General features: G+C 55.8%; 18 protein-coding genes. 7 read left to right on the top strand and 11 right to left on the bottom strand.

The genetic code is table 11. The features are described from left to right. The first annotated feature begins 118 nt into the window (after positions 1-118). Positions 119-1,219, top strand: a complete 1,101-nt coding sequence (chaA, locus tag ACOTXF_RS00730; RefSeq protein ID WP_008499517.1) for a sodium-potassium/proton antiporter ChaA — start codon at positions 119-121, stop codon at positions 1,217-1,219. 113 nt (positions 1,220-1,332) lie between these two features. Here chaA and kdsA read toward each other — a convergent pair whose 3' ends face one another. The 5 genes from kdsA to hemA form a co-directional block, all read right to left on the bottom strand. Continuing rightward, positions 1,333-2,187, bottom strand: a complete 855-nt coding sequence (kdsA, locus tag ACOTXF_RS00735; protein ID WP_008499516.1) for a 3-deoxy-8-phosphooctulonate synthase — start codon at positions 2,185-2,187, stop codon at positions 1,333-1,335. A gap of 36 nt (positions 2,188-2,223) precedes the next feature. Next, positions 2,224-3,033: an invasion regulator SirB1 gene (sirB1, locus tag ACOTXF_RS00740; RefSeq protein ID WP_023292212.1), complete on the bottom strand. Its 810-nt coding sequence runs from the start codon at positions 3,031-3,033 to the stop codon at positions 2,224-2,226. Between the two features lie 121 nt (positions 3,034-3,154). After that, complete coding sequence (prmC, locus tag ACOTXF_RS00745) at positions 3,155-3,985, bottom strand: peptide chain release factor N(5)-glutamine methyltransferase (protein WP_045410412.1); 831 nt, start codon at positions 3,983-3,985, stop codon at positions 3,155-3,157. Further along, entirely contained in the window at positions 3,985-5,067 is a 1,083-nt protein-coding gene (prfA, locus tag ACOTXF_RS00750; RefSeq protein WP_021240360.1) for a peptide chain release factor 1, read from the bottom strand. The genes prmC and prfA overlap by 1 nt, the downstream gene beginning before the upstream one ends. A gap of 41 nt (positions 5,068-5,108) precedes the next feature. Further along, positions 5,109-6,365, bottom strand: coding sequence for a glutamyl-tRNA reductase (hemA, locus tag ACOTXF_RS00755; RefSeq protein ID WP_047747431.1), 1,257 nt, complete (start codon positions 6,363-6,365; stop codon positions 5,109-5,111). Between the two features lie 201 nt (positions 6,366-6,566). Here hemA and lolB point away from each other — a divergent pair, with 201 nt between their 5' ends. The 4 genes from lolB to dauA all read left to right on the top strand — a co-directional run bounded on the left by lolB (position 6,567) and on the right by dauA (position 10,921). Next, positions 6,567-7,178 carry a lipoprotein insertase outer membrane protein LolB gene (lolB, locus tag ACOTXF_RS00760; RefSeq protein WP_008499511.1) on the top strand — a complete coding sequence of 204 codons (612 nt, stop codon included), beginning with the start codon at positions 6,567-6,569 and terminating at the stop codon, positions 7,176-7,178. Beyond that, a complete protein-coding gene (ispE, locus tag ACOTXF_RS00765) occupies positions 7,175-8,044 on the top strand; it encodes a 4-(cytidine 5'-diphospho)-2-C-methyl-D-erythritol kinase (RefSeq protein ID WP_047747430.1) in 870 nt (289 codons plus the stop codon). Before lolB ends, ispE begins: the two co-directional genes overlap by 4 nt. A 125-nt stretch (positions 8,045-8,169) precedes the next feature. Further along, entirely contained in the window at positions 8,170-9,117 is a 948-nt protein-coding gene (prs, locus tag ACOTXF_RS00770) for a ribose-phosphate diphosphokinase (RefSeq protein WP_003856663.1), read from the top strand. Positions 9,118-9,241: 124 nt separating this feature from the next. Beyond that, positions 9,242-10,921: a C4-dicarboxylic acid transporter DauA gene (gene dauA, locus ACOTXF_RS00775; protein WP_047747429.1), complete on the top strand. Its 1,680-nt coding sequence runs from the start codon at positions 9,242-9,244 to the stop codon at positions 10,919-10,921. Here dauA and ACOTXF_RS00780 read toward each other — a convergent pair. Beyond that, positions 10,907-11,965, bottom strand: a complete 1,059-nt coding sequence (locus ACOTXF_RS00780) for a MerR family transcriptional regulator (protein WP_232926599.1) — start codon at positions 11,963-11,965, stop codon at positions 10,907-10,909. The genes dauA and ACOTXF_RS00780 overlap by 15 nt on opposite strands. A gap of 120 nt (positions 11,966-12,085) precedes the next feature. Beyond that, positions 12,086-12,361, bottom strand: coding sequence for a stress-induced protein YchH (gene ychH, locus ACOTXF_RS00785; RefSeq protein WP_008499505.1), 276 nt, complete (start codon positions 12,359-12,361; stop codon positions 12,086-12,088). A gap of 274 nt (positions 12,362-12,635) precedes the next feature. Here ychH and pth point away from each other — a divergent pair, with 274 nt between their 5' ends. Beyond that, complete coding sequence (gene pth, locus ACOTXF_RS00790) at positions 12,636-13,220, top strand: aminoacyl-tRNA hydrolase (RefSeq protein WP_008499504.1); 585 nt, start codon at positions 12,636-12,638, stop codon at positions 13,218-13,220. Between the two features lie 126 nt (positions 13,221-13,346). Then, a complete protein-coding gene (ychF, locus tag ACOTXF_RS00795; RefSeq protein WP_010432886.1) occupies positions 13,347-14,441 on the top strand; it encodes a redox-regulated ATPase YchF in 1,095 nt (364 codons plus the stop codon). 56 nt (positions 14,442-14,497) lie between these two features. Here ychF and ACOTXF_RS00800 read toward each other — a convergent pair whose 3' ends face one another. The 4 genes from ACOTXF_RS00800 to ACOTXF_RS00815 form a co-directional block, all read right to left on the bottom strand. Further along, the gene (locus ACOTXF_RS00800; RefSeq protein ID WP_045419037.1) at positions 14,498-14,920 is read right to left on the bottom strand and encodes a hypothetical protein; all 423 of its coding nucleotides are present in this window, start codon (positions 14,918-14,920) and stop codon (positions 14,498-14,500) included. A gap of 116 nt (positions 14,921-15,036) precedes the next feature. After that, complete coding sequence (locus tag ACOTXF_RS00805) at positions 15,037-15,600, bottom strand: hypothetical protein (protein ID WP_047747427.1); 564 nt, start codon at positions 15,598-15,600, stop codon at positions 15,037-15,039. Positions 15,601-15,746: 146 nt separating this feature from the next. Then, positions 15,747-16,406, bottom strand: a complete 660-nt coding sequence (locus ACOTXF_RS00810) for an Imm43 family immunity protein (protein ID WP_045352310.1) — start codon at positions 16,404-16,406, stop codon at positions 15,747-15,749. Beyond that, positions 16,406-20,794 carry an RHS repeat-associated core domain-containing protein gene (locus ACOTXF_RS00815; RefSeq protein ID WP_181519263.1) on the bottom strand — a complete coding sequence of 1,463 codons (4,389 nt, stop codon included), beginning with the start codon at positions 20,792-20,794 and terminating at the stop codon, positions 16,406-16,408. Before ACOTXF_RS00815 ends, ACOTXF_RS00810 begins: the two co-directional genes overlap by 1 nt. Between the last annotated feature and the right edge of the window lie 3 nt (positions 20,795-20,797).

Below are 20,797 nucleotides of genomic sequence, written 5' to 3' on the forward strand. Positions count from 1 at the left end.
AATTATTAAAAAAGGTAAAATTAAGTAAAAAATAAAGGGCATTTAACAGAGATCTGTTAATTTAATGACCTCAAAAATCTATCTATAATTACAAGCACCTGCATTGATGGAGAAGCACATGACAGCAACACACGAGGCGGTAAAGACCCGCCACAAGGAGACGTCTCTCATTTTCCCGGTTCTGGCACTGGCTGTGCTGCTCTTCTGGGGAAGCAGTCAGTCACTGCCAGTGGTGGTTGGTATCAATATTCTTGCCCTGGTCGGTATCTTAACCAGCGCATTTAGCGTCGTTCGCCATGCGGACGTATTGGCCCACCGTCTGGGCGAACCCTACGGATCGTTAATTCTCAGCCTTTCCGTCGTTATTCTCGAAGTCAGCCTGATTTCCGCGCTCATGGCGACCGGCGATGCCGCGCCGACGCTGATGCGCGACACACTCTACTCGATCATTATGATTGTGACGGGTGGCCTGGTGGGCTTCTCTCTGCTGCTGGGCGGGCGTAAATTCGCGACCCAGTATATGAACCTGTTCGGCATAAAACAGTATCTGATTGCCCTCTTCCCGCTGGCGATTATCGTGCTGGTCTTCCCGATGGCGCTGCCGGGTGCCAACTTCTCCACCGGTCAGGCGCTGCTGGTTGCGCTGATTTCCGCAGCCATGTACGGCGTGTTCCTGTTGATTCAGACCAAAACGCACCAGAGCCTGTTTGTGTATGAGCATGAAGACGACAGCGACGACGATGACCCGCACCACGGTAAGCCGTCGGCCCACAGCAGCGCGTGGCATACGGTTTGGCTGATCGTGCATCTGATTGCGGTGATTGCCGTCACCAAGATGAACGCCAATCCGCTGGAAACGCTGTTAACCGAACTGAACGCGCCGGTAGCGTTTACCGGTTTCCTGGTGGCGCTGCTGATCCTGTCCCCGGAAGGGCTGGGGGCGCTGAAAGCCGTCTTAAACAATCAGGTGCAGCGCGCCATGAACCTGTTCTTCGGCTCCGTGCTGGCGACCATTTCACTCACCGTGCCGGTGGTGACGCTAATTGCCTTTATGACCGGTAACGAACTGCAGTTCGCGCTGGGCGCGCCAGAGATGATTGTGATGGTAGCCTCGTTGCTGCTGTGCCAGATTTCGTTCTCAACCGGACGCACCAACGTGCTGAACGGGGCGGCGCATATGGCGCTGTTTGTGGCTTACTTGATGACAATTTTTGCGTAGCTTTTTGCCCAGCGGCGCTTCACTTGCAGGACCTACGGGTTTTGTAGGCCGGGTAAGCAAAGCGCCACCCGGCAATATGCCCCATAAAAAAACCCGCCGAAGCGGGTTTTTTGTTATTTGCTGGTATCCAGCTCATCGAAGCTCTTGACCAGATCGTCAATTGCTTTGATCTGTTTCAGGAACGGCTCGAGCTTATCCAGCGGCAGCGCGGATGGGCCGTCGCATTTTGCGTTATCCGGATCCGGGTGCGCTTCAATGAACAGGCCAGCCAGGCCGGTTGCCATACCGGCGCGCGCCAGTTCGGTCACCTGAGCACGACGGCCGCCGGACGCAGCGCCAAACGGGTCGCGGCACTGCAGCGCGTGGGTCACGTCGAAAATCACCGGAGACTGATTAGAGACGTTTTTCATCACGCTGAAGCCCAGCATATCCACAACCAGATTGTCATAACCGAAGTTGGAACCACGGTCGCACAGGATAACCTTGTCGTTGCCACCTTCGATAAACTTATCGACGATGTTGCCCATCTGACCCGGGCTCACGAACTGCGGTTTTTTCACGTTGATCACGGCACCGGTTTTCGCCATCGCGGCAACCAGGTCGGTCTGGCGAGCCAGGAACGCCGGGAGCTGAATCACGTCAACCACGTCTGCCACCGGCTGCGCCTGAGCGGCTTCATGCACGTCGGTGATCACTTTCACGCCAAAGGTCTGCTTCAGCTCCTGGAAAATCTTCATCCCTTCTTCCAGGCCCGGGCCACGGTAAGAGTTGATGGAGGAGCGGTTGGCTTTGTCAAAAGAGGCTTTAAACACGTACGGGATGCCCAGCTTCTGGGTCACGGTCACGTAGTGCTCGCAGATACGCATGGCGAGGTCGCGGGATTCCAGCACGTTCATGCCGCCAAACAGCACGAACGGCAGGTCGTTTGCTACCTTGATATCACCAATGCTAACCACTTTTTGTTTCATAGGATCGCCTTATTCAGGTGTGAATCGGAATTAAGATTAATGCAGTGTAATTTGCTTGTGCGAGATCGCGTTGATCTGCGCACGAATCATTTCGCTAATAGGATCTTCCGGACACTGCTCGACGAAATAGCTCAGATCGTTCAGCGCCACGTGCTCACAATCGAGCTGGGCATAGATCAACCCACGGTCGCGAATTTCGTACGGGTCTTCCGGATTAAACTGCAGCAGCACTTCGCTGGCGCGCAGGGCCAGCTCCATCTGACGCTCTTCCATTAACGCAGACTTCAGCGTATCCAGCAGCTTGCGGATCACTTCTGCGTTATCCGCCTCGTCGAGATCTTCGTTGAAGAGCTCAGCCACCGGGCTGATATTGCCTTTCAGCCACACGTCCAGCGTATGTTCATCCAGCGTATCGCCGTTGAAGGGATTAATGAGCCACATCTCACCGTCCAGCCACTCCGCACGCAGGATCATCTGCGTCGGAAAAATGACCGGCACCAGTGGAATATCCAGGCGATGCGCAACCCAAAGCAAAATAGAACCCAGCGCAACGGCGCTCCCCTGACGATTTTTTAAGACCTGGTCCAGCCATAATGCGTCAGACAGGCGATACACGCCCCGCGTGTCGCAGAAACCCCATTCGCCGTAGAAAAGCTCAAGCAGCTTCTCTAATTGCCAGTCCTGCGGGCGCGCCTGATTGATCTCTTCACGCGCCAGGCAGACCAGATTCTCCAGCTCATCGTAGACGTACTGCGACGTAAAATCGTCGCGGATCATCTCAGAAATCAGGATCATGCCATCGCAAAGCGGCACTTTATTAAATTCGAAATCGGCTAAGGACTTCATGACTTACCCCAGTAACGACCGAGCGTAAAGCGACGCCCGGGCGAGATAAAACTCAAAACGATGTAGATGATAACGCCAAACCGCCTTTCAGTCAGCCTTACGCCTTTATCAGTACCTGCGCTCATAACCACTGCCCCAGCGTCAGGCGTTCGTTGCCGCCGTAGTCGCGGCAGGTTTTGACGGCGGCGTAGCCCGCCTCGGTAAAGAGCGCCCGCACGGCTTCCCCCTGCGTCCAGCCATGCTCCACCAGCAGCCAGCCGCCGGAAAGCAAATGTTGTCGTGACGTTGTCACAATGTGATCAAGGTCGGCTAAACCCTCCCTGGCGGCGACCAGCGCCGTCAGCGGTTCGAAGCGCACATCCCCCTGCGCAAGGTGCGGGTCACGCTCGTCAATATAGGGCGGGTTACTGACAATCACTCCGAACGTCTGCTTCTCCAGCGCGCTGAACCAGCTGCTTTGCAGCACCGTCACGTTGGTCAGGCCAAGACGTTCCACGTTACGCTGCGCCAGCGCCACCGCGTCGGGCATCACATCCACCGCCGTGATCGCGCAGTCGGGCCGTTCGGTAGCGAGCGCCAGGGCGATGGCCCCGGTCCCCGTTCCGAGATCGAGAATGCGGCAGGACGATGCGGGTAAGCGCGCCAGCGCCTGTTCAACCAGACACTCGGTGTCGGGGCGCGGGATCAGCGTCGCCGCCGAGACGTAAAGCGGTAACGACCAGAACTCGCGCTCGCCGACCAGGTGCGCCACCGGCTCGCCGGTTTTACGTCGGGCAAGCAGCGCGGCGAGCCGGGCTTCCTGTTCAGCAGTCAGTTCGGTTTCGCCGAAGGCCAGCAGGTACGTGCGGGCTTTACCCGTCACATGCTCAAGCAAAATTTCGGCATCGCGTTTCGGGCTTTCGCTTTCGGAAAGCTCACCGGCAGCCTCACGTAACCAGCGCTGAAAATCCATTATTCCTGCTCGGACAGTGCCGCCAGCTGGTCGGCCTGGTATTCCTGCACGATAGGCTCAATCAGCATATCCAGCTTGCCTTCCATTACTTCGTCCAGACGGTACAGCGTCAGGTTGATGCGGTGGTCAGTCACGCGCCCCTGCGGGAAGTTGTAGGTGCGGTTACGGTCGCTGCGATCGCCGCTGCCCAGCAGGTTACGACGCGTAGACGCTTCCGCCTGCTGGCGTTTCGCCATTTCGGCCGCGTGGATACGTGCGCCCAGCACGGAGAGCGCTTTGGCTTTGTTTTTGTGCTGGGAACGCTCGTCCTGACACTCCACCACGATGCCGGTCGGCAGGTGGGTAATACGGATAGCGGAGTCGGTGGTGTTAACGTGCTGACCACCCGCCCCGGAGGAGCGGAAGGTATCAATACGCAGGTCCGCCGGGTTGATGTCCGGCAGCTCCGCTTCCGGCAGCTCCGGCATCACCGCCACCGTACAGGCGGAGGTGTGGATTCGGCCCTGAGATTCGGTGGCCGGTACGCGCTGCACGCGGTGACCGCCGGATTCAAACTTGAGACGACCGTACACGCCGTCGCCGCTGATCTTGGCGATAACCTCTTTGTAGCCACCGTGTTCGCCTTCGTTGGCGCTCATGATCTCCACGCGCCAGCGACGCGACTCGGCGTAGCGGCTGTACATGCGGAACAGATCCCCGGCAAACAGCGCCGCTTCGTCCCCGCCGGTCCCGGCGCGGACTTCCACGAACGCGTTGCGTTCGTCGTCCGGATCTTTTGGCAGCAACAGCACCTGAAGCTGCTGCTCCATCTCCTCAGAACGCGCTTTCGCATCCTGCAACTCTTCCTGCGCCATCTCGCGCATTTCAGGATCGTCGAGCATCATCTGCGCGGTTTCGATATCTTCCTGAACCTGTCGCCAGTCGGTAAAGCATTTAGAAACATCACTTAACTGCGCGTATTCACGTGAAAGTGCGCGAAAACGTTCCTGGTCCGCAATGGTCCCGGCATCGCCGAGCAGCGCCTGGACTTCTTCATGGCGCTCGTGCAGAGCTTCCAGTTTAGCGACGATAGAAGGCTTCATAGGCGTAAATGCACCTTGTCTTAGAAAATGGGTATAGGGCGCTATTCCAGCCCGAGGCTGTTGCGCAGAATAGTCAGGCGTTCATCATCCCCGTCACGGGCAGCCTGCTGAAGAGATTTGGTTGGGGCATGAATCAGGCGGTTAGTCAGTTTCCACGCCAGATCCTGCATAATAGCCTGCGCGTCGCCGCCCTGCTCCAGGGCCGCTAACGCTTTGGCAGTCAGGTCATCACGCACCTGCTCCGCCTGCCCGCGGTACTCGCGGATGGTCTCGCTGACGCTTTGCGCGCGCAGCCAGGCCATAAACTCACTGGTTTCCTGCTCGACAATGGTTTCCGCCTGCACCGCCGCCGCTTTACGCTGCGCGAGGTTGTGCGAAATGATGCTTTGCAGGTCATCTACGCTGTAAAGATAGGCGTTAGCCAGCTTGCCGACTTCTGGCTCGACGTCGCGCGGGACGGCGATATCCACCAGCAGCATCGGCTGATTACGGCGGGACTTCAGCGCACGCTCCACCATCCCTTTGCCGATAATCGGCAGCGGGCTGGCGGTCGAACTGATAATAATGTCCGCCTCCTTCAGGCGTTCATCGATGTCGCTCAGGGCAACCACCTCTGCCCCCACTTCATCCGCCAGCACCTGCGCACGTTCGCGGGTGCGGTTAGCGATAATCATCTTTTTCACTTTATGCTCGCGCAGATGGCGCGCCACAAGTTCGATGGTTTCGCCCGCGCCCACCAGCATCACGGTGACGGTAGAAAGGGATTCAAAGATTTGGCGTGCAAGGGTGCAGGCCGCGAAAGCAACAGAAACCGCACTGGCACCAATGTCGGTTTCGGTTCGCACACGCTTCGCCACGGAGAATGACTTCTGGAACATACGCTCCAGCTCGCTGGCCTTCAGATGCCCTTTTTGCGAATCCGCAAAGGCTTTTTTCACCTGACCGAGAATTTGTGGCTCGCCCAGAACCAGCGAATCCAGCCCGCTGGCCACGCGCATCAGATGGCTGACGGCATCGTTGTCCTGATGCCAGTACAGGCTGTTGCGCAGCTCGTCTTCATTGAGATTGTGGTAGTCGCATAACCAGCGGATCAGCGCGTCGTGCAGGTTGTCCTGCTCTTCCACGCTTAAGTAGAGCTCGGTACGGTTGCACGTCGAGAGCACCACGCCACCCTGCACCATCGGCTGTGCAAGCAGGCTATCCAGCGCCAGGTCGAGCGTATCTGGCGAAAACGTTACGCGTTCTCGCAGCGAAACCGGGGCTGTTTTGTGGTTGATACCGAATGCTAATAGGGTCATGTTGAGCGGGAGTAGTACCAGCGTTAATAAGGTTAGCAGAACGCATCATACAGGATGCGCGAGATCAATAAAAGAGACAGCCCCCTTTCGGAGTAATAGGTTACACAACGCTTTGAGATAATTTGAACGTAGACGGTAGCCCCCTTCGACGCTAGCATTAACAGTTATAACTGCAACGTATCTCAAGGATTTGTCCTCATTATGACCCGACTGATTCGCCTGCTGCCCCTGGCGGCACTGGTTCTGACCGCGTGTACCGTCACCCAACCAAAAGGCCCGGGCAAAAGCCCTGATTCACCCCAGTGGCGTCAGCACCAGCAGGACGTCCGTAATTTGAGCCAGTACCAGACCCGCGGCGCCTTCGCCTATCTCTCTGATGAGCAAAAAGTGTATGCCCGTTTCTTCTGGCAGCAGACGGGTCAGGACAACTATCGCCTGCTGCTGCTGAACCCGCTGGGCAGCACCGAGCTGGAGCTTATCGCGAAACCGGGCGAAGCGCAGATCACCGATAACAAAGGCCAGCACTACACCGCAACCGATGCCGAAGAGATGATTGGCAAGCTGACCGGAATGCCTATCCCGCTGAACAGTCTGCGCCAGTGGATCCTTGGCCTGCCGGGTGACGCCACCGACTACACGCTTGACGATCAGTATCGTCTAAGCCAGGTGAACTACACCCAGAACGGCAAGACCTGGAAAGTGGTGTACAGCGACTATGACAGCAAGAGTAAACCGTCGCTGCCATCCAACATGGAACTGACCCAGGGCAGCCAGCGCATCAAGCTGAAAATGGACAACTGGATCGTTAAATGATGACCCACTGGCCCTCTCCGGCAAAACTGAATCTGTTTTTATACATTACCGGCCAGCGCGCTGACGGCTATCACACCCTGCAGACGCTGTTTCAATTTATTGACTATGGCGACACAATTTCTATCGAACTGCGCCAGGACGGGCAGATTTGCCTCCTGACGCCGGTCGACGGCGTGGCGCATGAGGACAACCTGATTGTGCGCGCTGCGCGTCTGCTGATGAACGCCGCTGCGGAATCGGGTCGTCTGCCTGCGGGAAGCGGTGCGGACATTCGTATCGAGAAGCGTCTGCCGATGGGCGGCGGCCTGGGCGGCGGCTCATCCAACGCCGCTACCGTGCTGGTTGCCCTGAACCACCTTTGGGGCTGCGGGCTGTCGCAGGACGAACTGGCCGCCTTAGGCTTGAAGCTGGGTGCGGATGTCCCGGTATTTGTTCGCGGTCATGCGGCCTTTGCTGAGGGCGTGGGCGAAATCCTCTCCCCGGTCAACCCGCCGGAAAAATGGTATCTGGTTGCTCACCCCGGCGTGAGCATTCCGACCCCGGTCATCTTTAAAGATCCTGACCTGAAAAGAAATACCCCGATTCGGTCAATAGAAACGTTATTAAATTGTGAATTCAGCAACGATTGCGAGGATATCGCAAGAAAACGTTTTCGCGAGGTTGATGCGGTGCTTTCCTGGCTGTTAGAATACGCGCCGTCGCGCCTGACTGGTACAGGGGCCTGTGTCTTTGCTGAATTTGACACCGAATCCGCCGCTCGTCAGGTGCTTGAGCAAGCGCCGGTTTGGCTGCATGGTTTTGTAGCGCGTGGGATGAACATTTCCCCCCTACAGCAGGCCATTCTGGCGCAGACTGAGTTTCGGTGACAACGTCACCCTGTTCCAGACGTTGCATCGCGCTCTTTAATACACCGCCTGGATAGCCTTTGCCTGGCCCGCACAGTTTACGGCGAACGCTATCCACCACTGGACGCATGCCTGAGGTTCTTCTCGTGCCTGATATGAAGCTTTTTGCTGGTAACGCCACCCCGGAACTAGCACAACGTATTGCCAACCGCCTGTACACTTCCCTCGGCGACGCCGCTGTAGGTCGCTTTAGCGACGGCGAAGTCAGCGTACAAATTAACGAAAATGTACGCGGTGGTGATATTTTCATCATCCAGTCCACCTGTGCTCCAACGAACGACAACCTGATGGAACTGGTTGTTATGGTCGACGCCCTGCGTCGCGCTTCCGCAGGCCGTATCACTGCTGTAATCCCTTACTTCGGCTATGCCCGCCAGGACCGTCGCGTCCGTTCCGCGCGTGTGCCAATTACCGCGAAAGTTGTCGCTGACTTCCTGTCCAGCGTTGGCGTTGACCGCGTACTGACCGTTGACCTGCACGCAGAGCAGATCCAGGGCTTCTTCGACGTCCCGGTTGATAACGTATTCGGCAGCCCAATCCTGCTGGAAGACATGCTGCAGCTGAACCTGGACAACCCAATCGTGGTTTCTCCGGACATCGGCGGCGTGGTACGTGCCCGTGCTATCGCTAAGCTGCTGAACGATACCGACATGGCGATCATCGACAAACGTCGTCCGCGCGCTAACGTTTCTCAGGTGATGCACATCATCGGTGACGTGGCTGGCCGCGACTGCGTGCTGGTTGACGACATGATCGATACCGGCGGTACGCTGTGTAAAGCGGCTGAAGCGCTGAAAGAGCGTGGTGCCAAGCGCGTATTCGCTTACGCGACCCACCCGATCTTCTCCGGCAATGCCGTAAACAACCTGCGCAACTCCGTCATTGACGAAGTTGTAGTATGCGATACCATCCCACTGAGCGACGAGATCAAGGCACTGCCAAACGTGCGTACCCTGACCCTGTCCGGGATGCTGGCCGAAGCGATTCGTCGTATCAGCAACGAAGAATCCATCTCTGCAATGTTCGAACACTAATCGAACACGGCCGAAAAACCCGCTGCGGCGGGTTTTTTTGTCTCTGGGTTTTATTTGTATGATTAATGCCTCCTTCACCTGCCATTCACATGACAGATGATGCGCATACGGATGATAGATAATTGTGAAAAACGTAACCTCCTCACATGTTCTGCCCTTTCGCGCCCTCATCGACGCCTGCTGGAAAGAGAAGTACACCTCGTCACGTTTTATCCGTGACCTGATTGCCGGGATCACCGTCGGCATTATCGCGATTCCGCTGGCGATGGCGCTGGCCATTGGCAGCGGCGTTGCGCCGCAGTATGGCCTGTATACCTCGGCCGTGGCAGGGATCGTCATTGCCCTGACCGGCGGCTCACGTTTCAGCGTCTCCGGCCCGACCGCCGCCTTTGTGGTGATCCTCTACCCCGTTTCGCAGCAGTTTGGTCTGGCTGGCCTGCTGGTCGCCACCCTAATGTCCGGCGTCTTTTTGATTCTGTTTGGTCTGGCCCGCTTTGGGCGGCTGATTGAGTACATCCCCCTTTCCGTCACGCTGGGGTTCACCTCGGGGATTGGGATCACCATCGGAACCATGCAGATCAAGGATTTCCTCGGCCTGCAAATGCCCCATGTTCCGGAGCACTATTTACAGAAAGTGGGTGCGCTGTTTATGGCGCTGCCGACGGCCAACCTGGGCGACGCCGCCATCGGGATTGTGACGCTGGGCACGCTGATCGTCTGGCCTCGTCTTGGCATTCGACTGCCGGGCCATCTGCCCGCGCTGCTGCTGGGCTGCGCGGTGATGGCCATCGTCAATATGTTCGGCGGCCATGTCGCCACTATCGGCTCGCAGTTCCACTATGTTCTTGCGGACGGTTCGCAGGGGAGCGGCATTCCGCAGCTGCTGCCGCAGCTGGTGCTGCCGTGGGATATGCCCGGATCCAGCTTTACCTTAAGCTGGGATTCCCTGCGCGCCCTGCTTCCCGCCGCGTTCTCGATGGCGATGCTGGGGGCGATTGAATCCCTGCTCTGCGCCGTCGTTCTGGACGGGATGACCGGCACCAAGCACAAAGCCAACAGCGAGCTGGTTGGTCAGGGGTTAGGGAACCTCATCGCACCGTTCTTTGGCGGTATTACCGCCACGGCAGCCATCGCCCGTTCTGCGGCCAACGTGCGCGCGGGTGCAACGTCACCCGTTTCGGCAGTTATCCACTCCCTGCTGGTGATCCTCGCCCTGCTGATCCTCGCCCCGCTGCTCTCCTGGCTACCGCTTTCCGCCATGGCCGCCCTGCTGCTGATGGTGGCCTGGAACATGAGTGAGGCGCACAAGGTGGTAAACCTGCTGCGTCGGGCACCGAAAGACGACATCATCGTGATGCTGATCTGCATGTCGCTGACCGTGCTGTTCGATATGGTTATCGCCATCAGCGTCGGGATCGTGCTGGCGTCCCTGCTGTTTATGCGCCGTATTGCGCAAATGACGCGCCTCTCCCCGGTTAACGTGGAGGTGCCTGACGATGTGCTGGTTCTGCGCGTGATTGGCCCGCTGTTCTTCGCCGCGGCGGAAGGTCTGTTCAGCGATCTGGAGTCTCGCATCGCGGGCAAACGGGTTGTAGTGCTGAAATGGGATGCCGTACCGGTGCTGGATGCTGGCGGCCTGGACGCCTTCCAGCGCTTTGTGAAACGTCTGCCTGAAGGCTGTGAGCTGCGGGTGAGTAACCTCGAATTCCAGCCCCTGCGCACCATGGCGCGTGCGGGCGTGCAGCCGATCCCTGGTCGCCTTGCCTTTTATCCTAACCGTGAAGCCGCGTTAGCGGATCTGTGAGCCGCCTGATGCAGAGAAACGTCTCTGCATCATCACCCCGATGGCCTGCTGGAGCCATGCAAGCACGGCAGGCGTCATCCAGGTTCCCTTCATCAGATGCGGCTCCTGCTGCATGGCCGTGCGAAACTTTTGCTGGGTCTCCGGGTTGGTGCCCGCGTACGACTGGAACAGCGCCAGCCAGTTTTCGGCAAGCTTTTGGGCATCGTCAGAGGCGGGGTCGAGATTTTCCCGCTGCGCCTGATGCAGCTTCGCCACCATCGGCGGCCACTCCATCATGCGATCAAAGTAATGCTTCCGCGTAAAGGCCATCTCTTTGGGAGTAAGGTACTTCTCCCATATGCTGAGCTTGGATTCCGCAAACGCGCGCGTAATGTAATCCGTCATCTCCGGCGTGATGCCGGTTTGCGCCTGCATCTGTGGCTCTACGCTGTGCATCTCGTTCAGCCGGGTAAGAAACTCCGGTTTGCCCGCCGTGTCCTGCTCCAGGCGCTCCATCCAGCGCGTCGCCAGGTCCTTCGCCCTCTCGTCCGTAACGGGTATATGGTGCTCCAGCAGCGCGTTGGCCTCTGCCACCAGCCCTGACCAGATAGCCGCCAGCGCGTCCTTCTGCACCGCAAACGGCAGCTGCTGTAACTCTTCTTTGCTAAACCAGCGATCGTACATATTCATTAACTCCAGAGTCTGTAGCCAGGATTCCAGGTCCGGCGCCGCATCGTCGAGAAGCCCGGTACGCAGTTCGACCAGCCGGTCGCGCAGCGTATGTATGCTACGCAGCTGTTTATCCAGCAACGTGATTTGCGCATCGAGTAACTCGGTTAACGACAGCGACTCCTGTTCCAGGTAATCCCTGATTTCAGCAAGTTCCAGCCCCGCTTTTGCCAGCGCCTGGATCATATGCAGGCGCTGAACATCCGCCAGGTTGTAAAGCCGGTAACCTGCCGCGCTTCTGGCAGAAGGCAGCAACACTCCTGTTTGCTCATAGTGATGCAATGTGCGTACGGTGATACCGGCCCGTTTCGCCAGTTCACCCACCTGAATCAACATAACTGCTCCTTTTCTTTGCCAGTGCCGCCACTCTGGCGCCTTACGTTACGTGAGGGTCAACCCTTGATGCAAAAAAAAACGACTCCCAGGGAGTCGTTTCGGTATTCTTTCGTCATGGCACTAGCTGTGCTTATGCTGATCTCGACGGCAGCGTTTATCGTAGTGGCGCACCCACCAGTATTTATCGCAGACTTCCTCATGTCCGCTCACGCGCGCCCCGGCGAGCCACAATACCGCACCGAGGAAGATGCTCAGTACCGCGCCATGCGCGAAGTATTGCGGAAGATCAAGCTGCGGCAGCTGGTTTAATATGGAATAACCTACGCCGACGACCATCACAAACAGCCCCAAACCCATCAGCACGTTACCGAGTAGCGAAGCGTTTTTGCGTTTCATGTGTCACCTCCGGAACTTTGGGTTGTCAGGGGAAAAGCCCCTAATCCTTGTGTGTAAAGTATAGACAACGCTCCTTTTATGAGTTGCGTGAATGATCACAATTACAGATAACTCCCAGACAAAAGTTTACAAATAACACGTTGAACAGCTTGAAATTCTAATTGTTCAGGTAAGTAATTATTCGTATTTCGCTGTGACGATCGCAGAATTTTGTCAAGCGGCGCGCCAGACAGTAAACTACGCGCCAGATCTGGAACCCATTAGGAATTGAATCGTGACGATTAAACTGATTGTCGGCCTCGCCAACCCGGGCGCAGAATATGCGGCTACCCGCCACAATGCCGGGGCATGGTACGTCGATCTGCTGGCCGAGCGGTTACGTGCTCCCCTGCGTGAAGAACCTAAATTCTTCGGGTATACCTCACGTATCAACCTTGCTGGCGCGGATGTTCGCCTGCTGGTCCCCACTACCTTTATGAATCTGAGTGGTAAAGCCGTGGCGGCGATGGCAACGTTTTATCGCATCAATCCGGATGAAATTCTGGTCGCCCACGATGAGCTGGATCTTCCCCCTGGCGTGGCAAAATTCAAGCTGGGCGGCGGGCACGGCGGCCACAACGGTCTTAAAGACATCATCAGCAAGCTGGGCAATAACCCGAATTTCCACCGTTTGCGCGTGGGAATCGGCCATCCGGGCGATAAAAACAAAGTTGTCGGTTTCGTGCTCGGTAAGCCACCGGTTTCTGAGCAGAAACTGATTGATGAGGCGGTAGACGAAGCGGCGCGCTGCACGGAAATCTGGCTGCAAGACGGCTTAACCAAAGCGACAAACCGCTTACACGCTTTCAAAGCGCAATAATCCGCCCGATACGGCTTTTTTACCGCGCGTCATGCGGGTTACGTGTATAATAGGCGTAGTTATTTACTTTTCATCAATCGGTTATCGTTAACGGATTGATTATCAAGATATTAAGGTGATTTAGAAATGGGATTCAAATGCGGTATCGTCGGTCTGCCAAACGTGGGCAAATCCACCCTGTTTAACGCGCTTACAAAAGCGGGTATCGAAGCGGCGAACTTCCCGTTCTGTACCATCGAACCGAACACCGGCGTGGTGCCAATGCCGGACCCGCGTCTGGACCAGCTCGCGGAAATCGTGAAGCCGCAGCGCATTCTGCCCACCACCATGGAATTCGTGGACATCGCGGGCCTGGTAAAAGGCGCATCCAAAGGCGAAGGTCTGGGTAACCAGTTCCTGACCAACATTCGTGAAACCGAAGCGATCGGCCACGTAGTGCGCTGCTTCGAGAACGACAACATCATCCACGTTAACAACAAAGTGGATCCGGCTGACGACATCGACGTCATCAACACCGAGCTGGCGCTCTCTGACCTCGACACCTGCGAACGTGCAATTCACCGCGTGCAGAAGAAAGCCAAAGGCGGCGACAAGGACGCGAAAGCGGAACTGGCTGCGCTGGAAAAATGTCTGCCACAGCTGGAAAACGCCGGCATGCTGCGCGCGCTGAAAAACCTGACTGAAGAAGACAAGGCGGCGATCAAATACCTGAGCTTCCTGACCCTGAAGCCAACCATGTACATCGCCAACGTTAACGAAGACGGTTTCGAGAACAACCCGTACCTGGACAAAGTGCGTGAAATCGCCGCGGCGGAAGGTTCTGTGGTTGTTGCCGTGTGCGCTGCCGTTGAATCCGACATCGCTGAGCTGGACGACGCCGACCGTGAAGAGTTCATGGCCGAGCTGGGTCTGGAAGAGCCGGGCCTGAACCGCGTAATTCGTGCAGGCTATGAGCTGCTGAACCTGCAGACCTACTTCACCGCTGGCGTGAAAGAAGTGCGTGCGTGGACAATTCCTGTGGGTGCGACTGCGCCTCAGGCTGCTGGTAAGATCCATACCGACTTCGAGAAAGGCTTTATTCGTGCGCAGACTATCGCGTTTGAAGACTTTATCACCTACAAGGGTGAGCAAGGCGCGAAAGAAGCAGGCAAGATGCGTGCAGAAGGGAAAGATTACATCGTTAAAGATGGCGATGTAATGAACTTCCTGTTTAACGTTTGATTTGTTTTCAATAAAAAATCCACGCTTTGGCGTGGATTTTTTTTAAGTTAACGAACTTAAGCCCTCTTGCGCAGATAGAACTCAAGGTATTTTTTAGGTCTATCCTGAAATGCTCGTTCTTTGCCGTAATTATAAGCATCGTTAAAATATTTGTACGCTTCATCGTATTGATTCAGCTCATAACAGACCATACCCAGGTCGATTAATGGTGCAGTGTCTATATCCGATCCACGTGTCCGTAATGTCGTCTCTCCCCATTTCTTTGCCTCAACGTAATCCGCGAGATCAAAATATGCGCTGTAAATGCATGCAGAGATCCAGTTAGCAAGTTCCGATTCGGACTTTGGCTCAGGAAGAGCTTGCCAGGCCTTTTGGTATTGTTCTAAAGCCTCGGCGTATTTTTGGTTGTCGTGTAACTCGTTTCCTTTTTCTACAAGAGATGTAACTTTTTCATCAAATTTATCGAAACCGTTTTTCATATGCTTATTCATTATCAATCGAAAAGAGACCTCCTTGCCTATATAAAAGTGGTTTTAAGCGAAAAATGTTGTCAGAAGTAAGGAGGATTCTAAAAGTGTTAGTTTTTATTATTAACCTAGCCAAAAAAGAATTGCTTAAAGCCTTCTGCCTCAACATCCTTTAGCTTGTTTTTTAGCATAAAATAGATATCTTTCAGAAAGTCTTCTCTAAAATTAAAATCATCATCTGTAGCATCACCATCATATTTACTTTGTTCTATCTCAATGGCAGAACAAAAAGCAGCCAAAAAGTCGGCTAACGAATTGGAAATAATGAAATTTCTTTTTTGGATACTACCATAAACTGGAGAGGTTATATTTTTGGTATCACAAAAAAGAACATCTCCATTTCTTTCAGCAAAGATTACATAATCATCGTGCCAAGCCGTATCATTTTGAACTCTCCAGCCTGATAACATTTCTTTTAGCTCTTGGGACTCAACCATCTGTATAAAGAATGCACCATCAAATGTTGGGTGGTCATTTAAAATCAAATGGCTATAAAAAAATCGAATTTCACCATTTAAATTTACAGGAAAAGAAGTTTCATTTTCATCGTCTGCATAGTCCATCTCTCCCATATTTAAATCATTCATTTTGAATTTGTTAACAAAGTCTTGGATAGTATTTTTTATATGCATTATTCCTCTTTAAGAGTTAACATTATTGGCTACTCTTAAAATTACCATGATCCATAGTTGAAAAATGTACTCATAATCCAAAGAACTTCTTCGCGCCATTAAAAAAGAAAAACAAAGAATCAATAATGGCACGACACTATTCAATATTAAGGTAGTTTATTGCCCTTTCTTTTACGATTTGAGTCTATTTCGTAGAAATAATCTTCACAGAAAACGTCTAAAGCATTTTCCAGTGGAACAAGTTTCACCCCTCGGAAGCCTTTACTTTCTATAACTTCCTTGACTTCTTGTTTAACAATGATAAAACCACCTAACAATGTGTCATTCAACGAAAGTATATCATATTCCAGCGCATCATCCTTGAACTCAATTTTAAAAGGGATGATATCTCCGAACTTATCCTCTTCAAGAATAGATTTATCCTCATCTATTACATCGCCACCTGGAAAATATACATATTTAAAATCATCCCGAAGAACTTGACCATTCCCAATCGAAACTGGTGTTATATCTCGGCCAAAAAAAACAGTGTGCTTATAATTTTCAAAAATTGAAAATAAAGACTTATCCATCAAGTGTCCAAAGTCTTTTTTATAATAGTCAAATTTCAAAGCCCCAACATTTTTATTGCACAACAAATAAATACGGTCTGGGCATGCATCGTCTGTTATTCGATAAGGGAAGGAAAATGCAGAGCCTTCTATTTCCCAGTTTTCATTGATCTGTAATCTTTCATCAACCATGCCCTGTAAATTTCTTGGCATGAGTGATGATTCAAAGTCATTCATGATCACATAATAGGACATTAATTCATTCTCCTGCATTTTGTTGTGGGAACATGTCCCATCCAAATTTTATTCTTCATATCAATCTGGATCCGCCTTATAGCTATCCTCGCCCCTTTAGCATCCAATCTTCCAGAATTATATCGTTGCTCAACACGAGCAATGCGCTGACGAACAATGTCACTATAGTTATGATGATTACTACTATGGAAAACATCCATACCTTTCCCTGCATCTTGTTTCATCGCTGATGCACTACCTGGAACATGAATACCATTAAATGCAGAGTTCATGTCTTTTCCGATACCAATATTATTGAAGAATGATTGGTTCTCTTTCCACACCTCAACGGGTATAACATGGTGAGCAGAAAGTCTATCACCAACTTTACCAGCCATAGCTTTATCTAATATACCGCTATTAGATAGCCCCCACGGATCCACCCACCCCAGCGCATTCGGCGCATACTGGTAAAGGTTTATCCCCCCCGCCAGCCCTATCGGATCCTGCTGCGTAAACCTTCCGCAGTCCGGGTCATAATAACGGAACAGATTGTAGTGCAGCCCTGTCTCACGGTCCAGGTATTGCCCCTGCATGCGCAGGTTCTGAGAATATCCTGATACCTGCGTCTCGCTTTCCCGCAGCAGCTTGCCCCAGGCGCTGTTCACCCCTTCCCAGCGCACCTGCCCTTCGACATCCGTCATCCGCTCCGGCGTGCCGTTGGGCTGGCAGTGGAACCAGAAAATCTCCGGGGCATCAACGCCGTCAATACGCGCCAGCGGGTCGTAGCTGTCCTGATCGCTGTAGACGTAGGTCAGCGGCACATCCCCGTGCACTTCCTGCAGCAGCCGGAACCCTTCCCAGACAAACCGGGTGGTGACCGGCTTGCCGGCTGGCTGTCCGCCCAGCATCTGGCGGCGCGTTTTGCTGATGCGGCGACCGAGCGGATCGTAGCGGAAGCTGACCTGCGTCTGCGGCTTGTTGCGATCCCGAGGCTGGCTGATGACTTCCGTCAAGCGATGTTCGCCGTCGTAGCGGTAGTGCCAGCGGGTCTGGCCGTTATCCTTCTCCACGGTGCGGCCGTGGATGTCATAACGCCAGCGAATGCCGTTCAGCTGCGTCAGGCGGTTGTGCGTGACCTTCTCAGCAGAACCTTCCAGCGGGTTACCGGCTGCATCCCAGTGCCACTGCTCCTGACCCGGCAGCGTGCCGTCCTGAACGAGCAGGCGCCCGGCGCTGTCGTACTGCCAGCGGTACCAGCTGAACGGGTTATCGTCCCGCTCTTCGCGCACCAGGTTATTGCGGTAGTCATAATCCCAGCGGCGGGACCAGCGGCGCGGCGACGGGCGCTGGGCGTTGCCGGTAAAGACGTCACGGCGATGCAGTCGGCCAAGGCGGTCGTATTCGCTGCGGGTGGTCAGCAGACCCTGGGTGCGGCTGGTCTCGCGGTGAAGCTCGTCGCGGGTAAAGTCGGAAACCGAGAGCTTATCAAGAGCAATGCTGAGCAGATGCCCGCTGCCGTAGTAGAACTGCTTCAGCTCGCGACCATCGGGCAGCGTGACGGAGGTGCGGTTGCCCAGCGCGTCATACTCCCACGCCAGCTCGCCGTGCTCGCCAGCTTCGCGGGTGACGCGACCGAGTGCGTCATACTCAAAGGCAAGCTCCTGCTCTGCCTCGGTGGTCCACGCGTCGGGTGAAAGCGCAGGATGCAGACCAATCCGGCTTAATAGCCCGGAAGGCGTGTAATGGTAGCGGGTCTGCCCTTCCGGCGTGGTGCGGGCGATCAGCTGGCCGCTCGCGCTCCAGCCGAAGGCGTGGGTGATAGCCTCCGGATGACCGGCGGCAAAGGTGCGCGCAATCGTGCGCCCGCAGGCATCATAGCGATACTGCGAGGCCACGCCATCAAGCCCCACCTCTTCCAGCAGCAGCGAGTCTGGCCCCCAGCGGAACTGATACGCTTCGCCGTTCTCGTTTTCCAGGGCAATCAGACGCCCGCGGCTGTCCCAGCTGCGGCGCACCTCTTCACCCTGCGTATTTCGGGTGGCGGTTAAGCGCCCCGCCTCGTCGTATCTGAACTCACTTTCTTTCCCGTCGGCGCCCGCATGTTTCACCGGCAGGCCACGTTCGTTCCATTTGAGCGATTCCGTCCAGCCTTCCGGGCGATCGAGCTGCACCGGACGCCCTGCGGCGTCGTAGCGGTAGCGCGTCTCTTCACCGTCGGCGCCAGTCTCAGCCACCAGCCAGCCCAGCGGATGATAGCGATAGCGGGTAATACGCCCGGAACAGTCCGTCGAACGGACAATCTGCCCGGCCTCGTTGTACTCCTGGTAGCGGCTGTTGCCTGCGGCATCGACCTCTTCAACGACCTGGCCGAACGCGTCCCGGCGTAACTGCGTCGTCTGCCCCATCGGGTCCACCACGCGCTTCAGCCCGTGATGTTCGTCGTACCAGAACCGGGTGGCGCTGCCGTCGGCTTCGATAATGGCCGCGGGAAGCGCGCGGTGCTCCAGCCAGGTGGTGGTGCGTGTATTGCCGTCGGCATCGGTCTCCTGCACCCGGTTGCCCATCTCGTCGTAGACGAAGGTGACGGCGTTGCCGAGCGGATCGATGCGACGCGTCAGAAGCTCGTTATCATCCCACTCGTAGCGCCAGTTTTCACCGCGCTCGTCAACGTAGCGGACAATCAGATTCTGCGCGTTCCAGTAGTGGCGGCGCGTCTGACCATCGTAGTGCTCGACGGTCGTCAGCCCGGCGGCTAAATCATAGCTAAAGCGGCAGCCGTCGCCGGTGCTGGTGCGGTTTTCCACCACGCGCCAGTGGTCGAATTTTTGCCAGCGGTATTCGCTCTCCAGCCCGCCCGGCATCCGGTGCCAGACCATCAGGCCGTGGTCGTTGTAACGGTATTCACGCGTCACCACGCCGGAGGCGTCCGTCGCGCTCGCCAGCTGGCCGCGCGCATCGTAGCACCACTGCATCAGCGGCCAGGTTTGGTTGCCGTCGAAATGGCTGGCTGCGGTCACGCGCAGCGGGAAACGTTCATCGTCATAGCGCAGGGTGACGTCGATGGCCCGCGGCTCATCATGGATACCAACCAGCCTGCCGTGCTCGTCCCACTCCGTCAGCAACGCGTTGTCGTATTCGTCGCTGAGGGAGGCCAGACGCAGGATGGAGGGATTCGCGCGGGTCGGTTTATACAGACGCCACACCGCGCCGTCATCGTCGGCAATCGCCACGTCGCCATTCTCATTGCGGCGGATAATGATGCCTTCGCTGATGCTGTAAAACGCGCGGTCGACCGGCGGCAGCTCAAAGCTCAGCTCGCGCCCGGTTTCGTCGAACCAGGTCGCATTGTTATCTTCCAGCGTCAGATAGCTGTCAAAAGTCGTTGCCCAGCCCAGACCAAACAGCCCTTCGCGGGTGGTCAGGCTGTTGTAGCTGCGCTGCCAGCGAAGCGGGAAGCGCCCCGGCAGCGAGAAGTCGAGCTCATCGTCGTCGTTCAGCACCTTCACGCCGGTGGCGGCGTGAACCGGGTGCGAGGAGCCAAACACGGCATTCACCGCCATATCGGCCAGCATCCCACCGCCAGCCGCTGCCAGCGCGCAGGGCATGTTTTTGAGGATCTTGCCCGGGCGCCCGCGCAGCAGGGAGAGCGCAATCATCCCCAGCGCCAGACCCGGCGTTTTACCGCTTTTGATATCACGGACCGTGAGCGTGTCCCCGCCGATGATCACGTTCGGGGAGACGTCGTCGGAAACGGTGCCTTCGCAGGTGGTGCGATCTTTCGCACGCACCGCGGGCTGCCCGTTGATAAAGACGCTTTTGGATCCTTCCGCCAGATACTGCGGCCCGGAGTGCTTTTCACACGCCACCTTGTCCTCTTCCAGCGGCGAGGTTCCCGCGGCGGCTGAGGCCACGCTCGGCTGCCACATTTCGCTGCCAAACTGTCCGGCGGCGGAAAGCAGCATGCCCGCGTAATCGGCAAAGCTGCCCGGCGACTGCGGCTCAGGGGACGGTGTATCGGCGGGCGTGAGCGTGCCTGCCGCGCGCGCGGCAGGGATTGCATTGGTCAGTACGTTGTTCGAACCGGTGGTGATTTTACCCGCAGGCGACGGCGGGAAAAGCGCATTGCCTAACCCTTCCGCGGCGTTGCTGATATCGTCGGTGATCCCCGCCACGTTCGCCAGCACGCCACCGATAATCCCGCTTAACAGACAGCTGGACCCAATCGCCGCCACGCCCGCTGCGGCCGCCCCGGCCCCCAGCAATGGCGCCGCTACGGTTGCTGCTGCGCCCACCGCCGCGCCGATCACCGCATAGGCGGCACCTTCCGCCACGATGCTGGTGATGTCAGCAAAAATGCTGGAGTGAATAATCTCGTCGCCCTTACGGGCCGCGTTGTTATCGCTCATGCC

The sequence above is a fragment of the Enterobacter cloacae complex sp. IR53041 genome (assembly GCF_049238285.1).
GTDB classification, from domain to species: Bacteria; Pseudomonadota; Gammaproteobacteria; order Enterobacterales; family Enterobacteriaceae; genus Enterobacter; species Enterobacter roggenkampii.

Excerpts from the sequence above, each read along its gene's own strand:
- chaA (WP_008499517.1), top strand. The coding sequence starts at position 119 with ATGACAGCAACACACGAGGCGGTAAAGACCCGCCACAAGGAGACGTCT.
- kdsA (WP_008499516.1), bottom strand. The coding sequence starts at position 2,187 with ATGAAACAAAAAGTGGTTAGCATTGGTGATATCAAGGTAGCAAACGAC.
- sirB1 (WP_023292212.1), bottom strand. The coding sequence starts at position 3,033 with ATGAAGTCCTTAGCCGATTTCGAATTTAATAAAGTGCCGCTTTGCGAT.
- prmC (WP_045410412.1), bottom strand. The coding sequence starts at position 3,985 with ATGGATTTTCAGCGCTGGTTACGTGAGGCTGCCGGTGAGCTTTCCGAA.
- prfA (WP_021240360.1), bottom strand. The coding sequence starts at position 5,067 with ATGAAGCCTTCTATCGTCGCTAAACTGGAAGCTCTGCACGAGCGCCAT.
- hemA (WP_047747431.1), bottom strand. The coding sequence starts at position 6,365 with ATGACCCTATTAGCATTCGGTATCAACCACAAAACAGCCCCGGTTTCG.
- lolB (WP_008499511.1), top strand. The coding sequence starts at position 6,567 with ATGACCCGACTGATTCGCCTGCTGCCCCTGGCGGCACTGGTTCTGACC.
- ispE (WP_047747430.1), top strand. The coding sequence starts at position 7,175 with ATGATGACCCACTGGCCCTCTCCGGCAAAACTGAATCTGTTTTTATAC.
- ACOTXF_RS00780 (WP_232926599.1), bottom strand. The coding sequence starts at position 11,965 with ATGTTGATTCAGGTGGGTGAACTGGCGAAACGGGCCGGTATCACCGTA.
- ychH (WP_008499505.1), bottom strand. The coding sequence starts at position 12,361 with ATGAAACGCAAAAACGCTTCGCTACTCGGTAACGTGCTGATGGGTTTG.
- ychF (WP_010432886.1), top strand. The coding sequence starts at position 13,347 with ATGGGATTCAAATGCGGTATCGTCGGTCTGCCAAACGTGGGCAAATCC.
- ACOTXF_RS00800 (WP_045419037.1), bottom strand. The coding sequence starts at position 14,920 with ATGAAAAACGGTTTCGATAAATTTGATGAAAAAGTTACATCTCTTGTA.
- ACOTXF_RS00805 (WP_047747427.1), bottom strand. The coding sequence starts at position 15,600 with ATGCATATAAAAAATACTATCCAAGACTTTGTTAACAAATTCAAAATG.
- ACOTXF_RS00810 (WP_045352310.1), bottom strand. The coding sequence starts at position 16,406 with ATGTCCTATTATGTGATCATGAATGACTTTGAATCATCACTCATGCCA.
- ACOTXF_RS00815 (WP_181519263.1), bottom strand. The coding sequence starts at position 20,794 with ATGAGCGATAACAACGCGGCCCGTAAGGGCGACGAGATTATTCACTCC.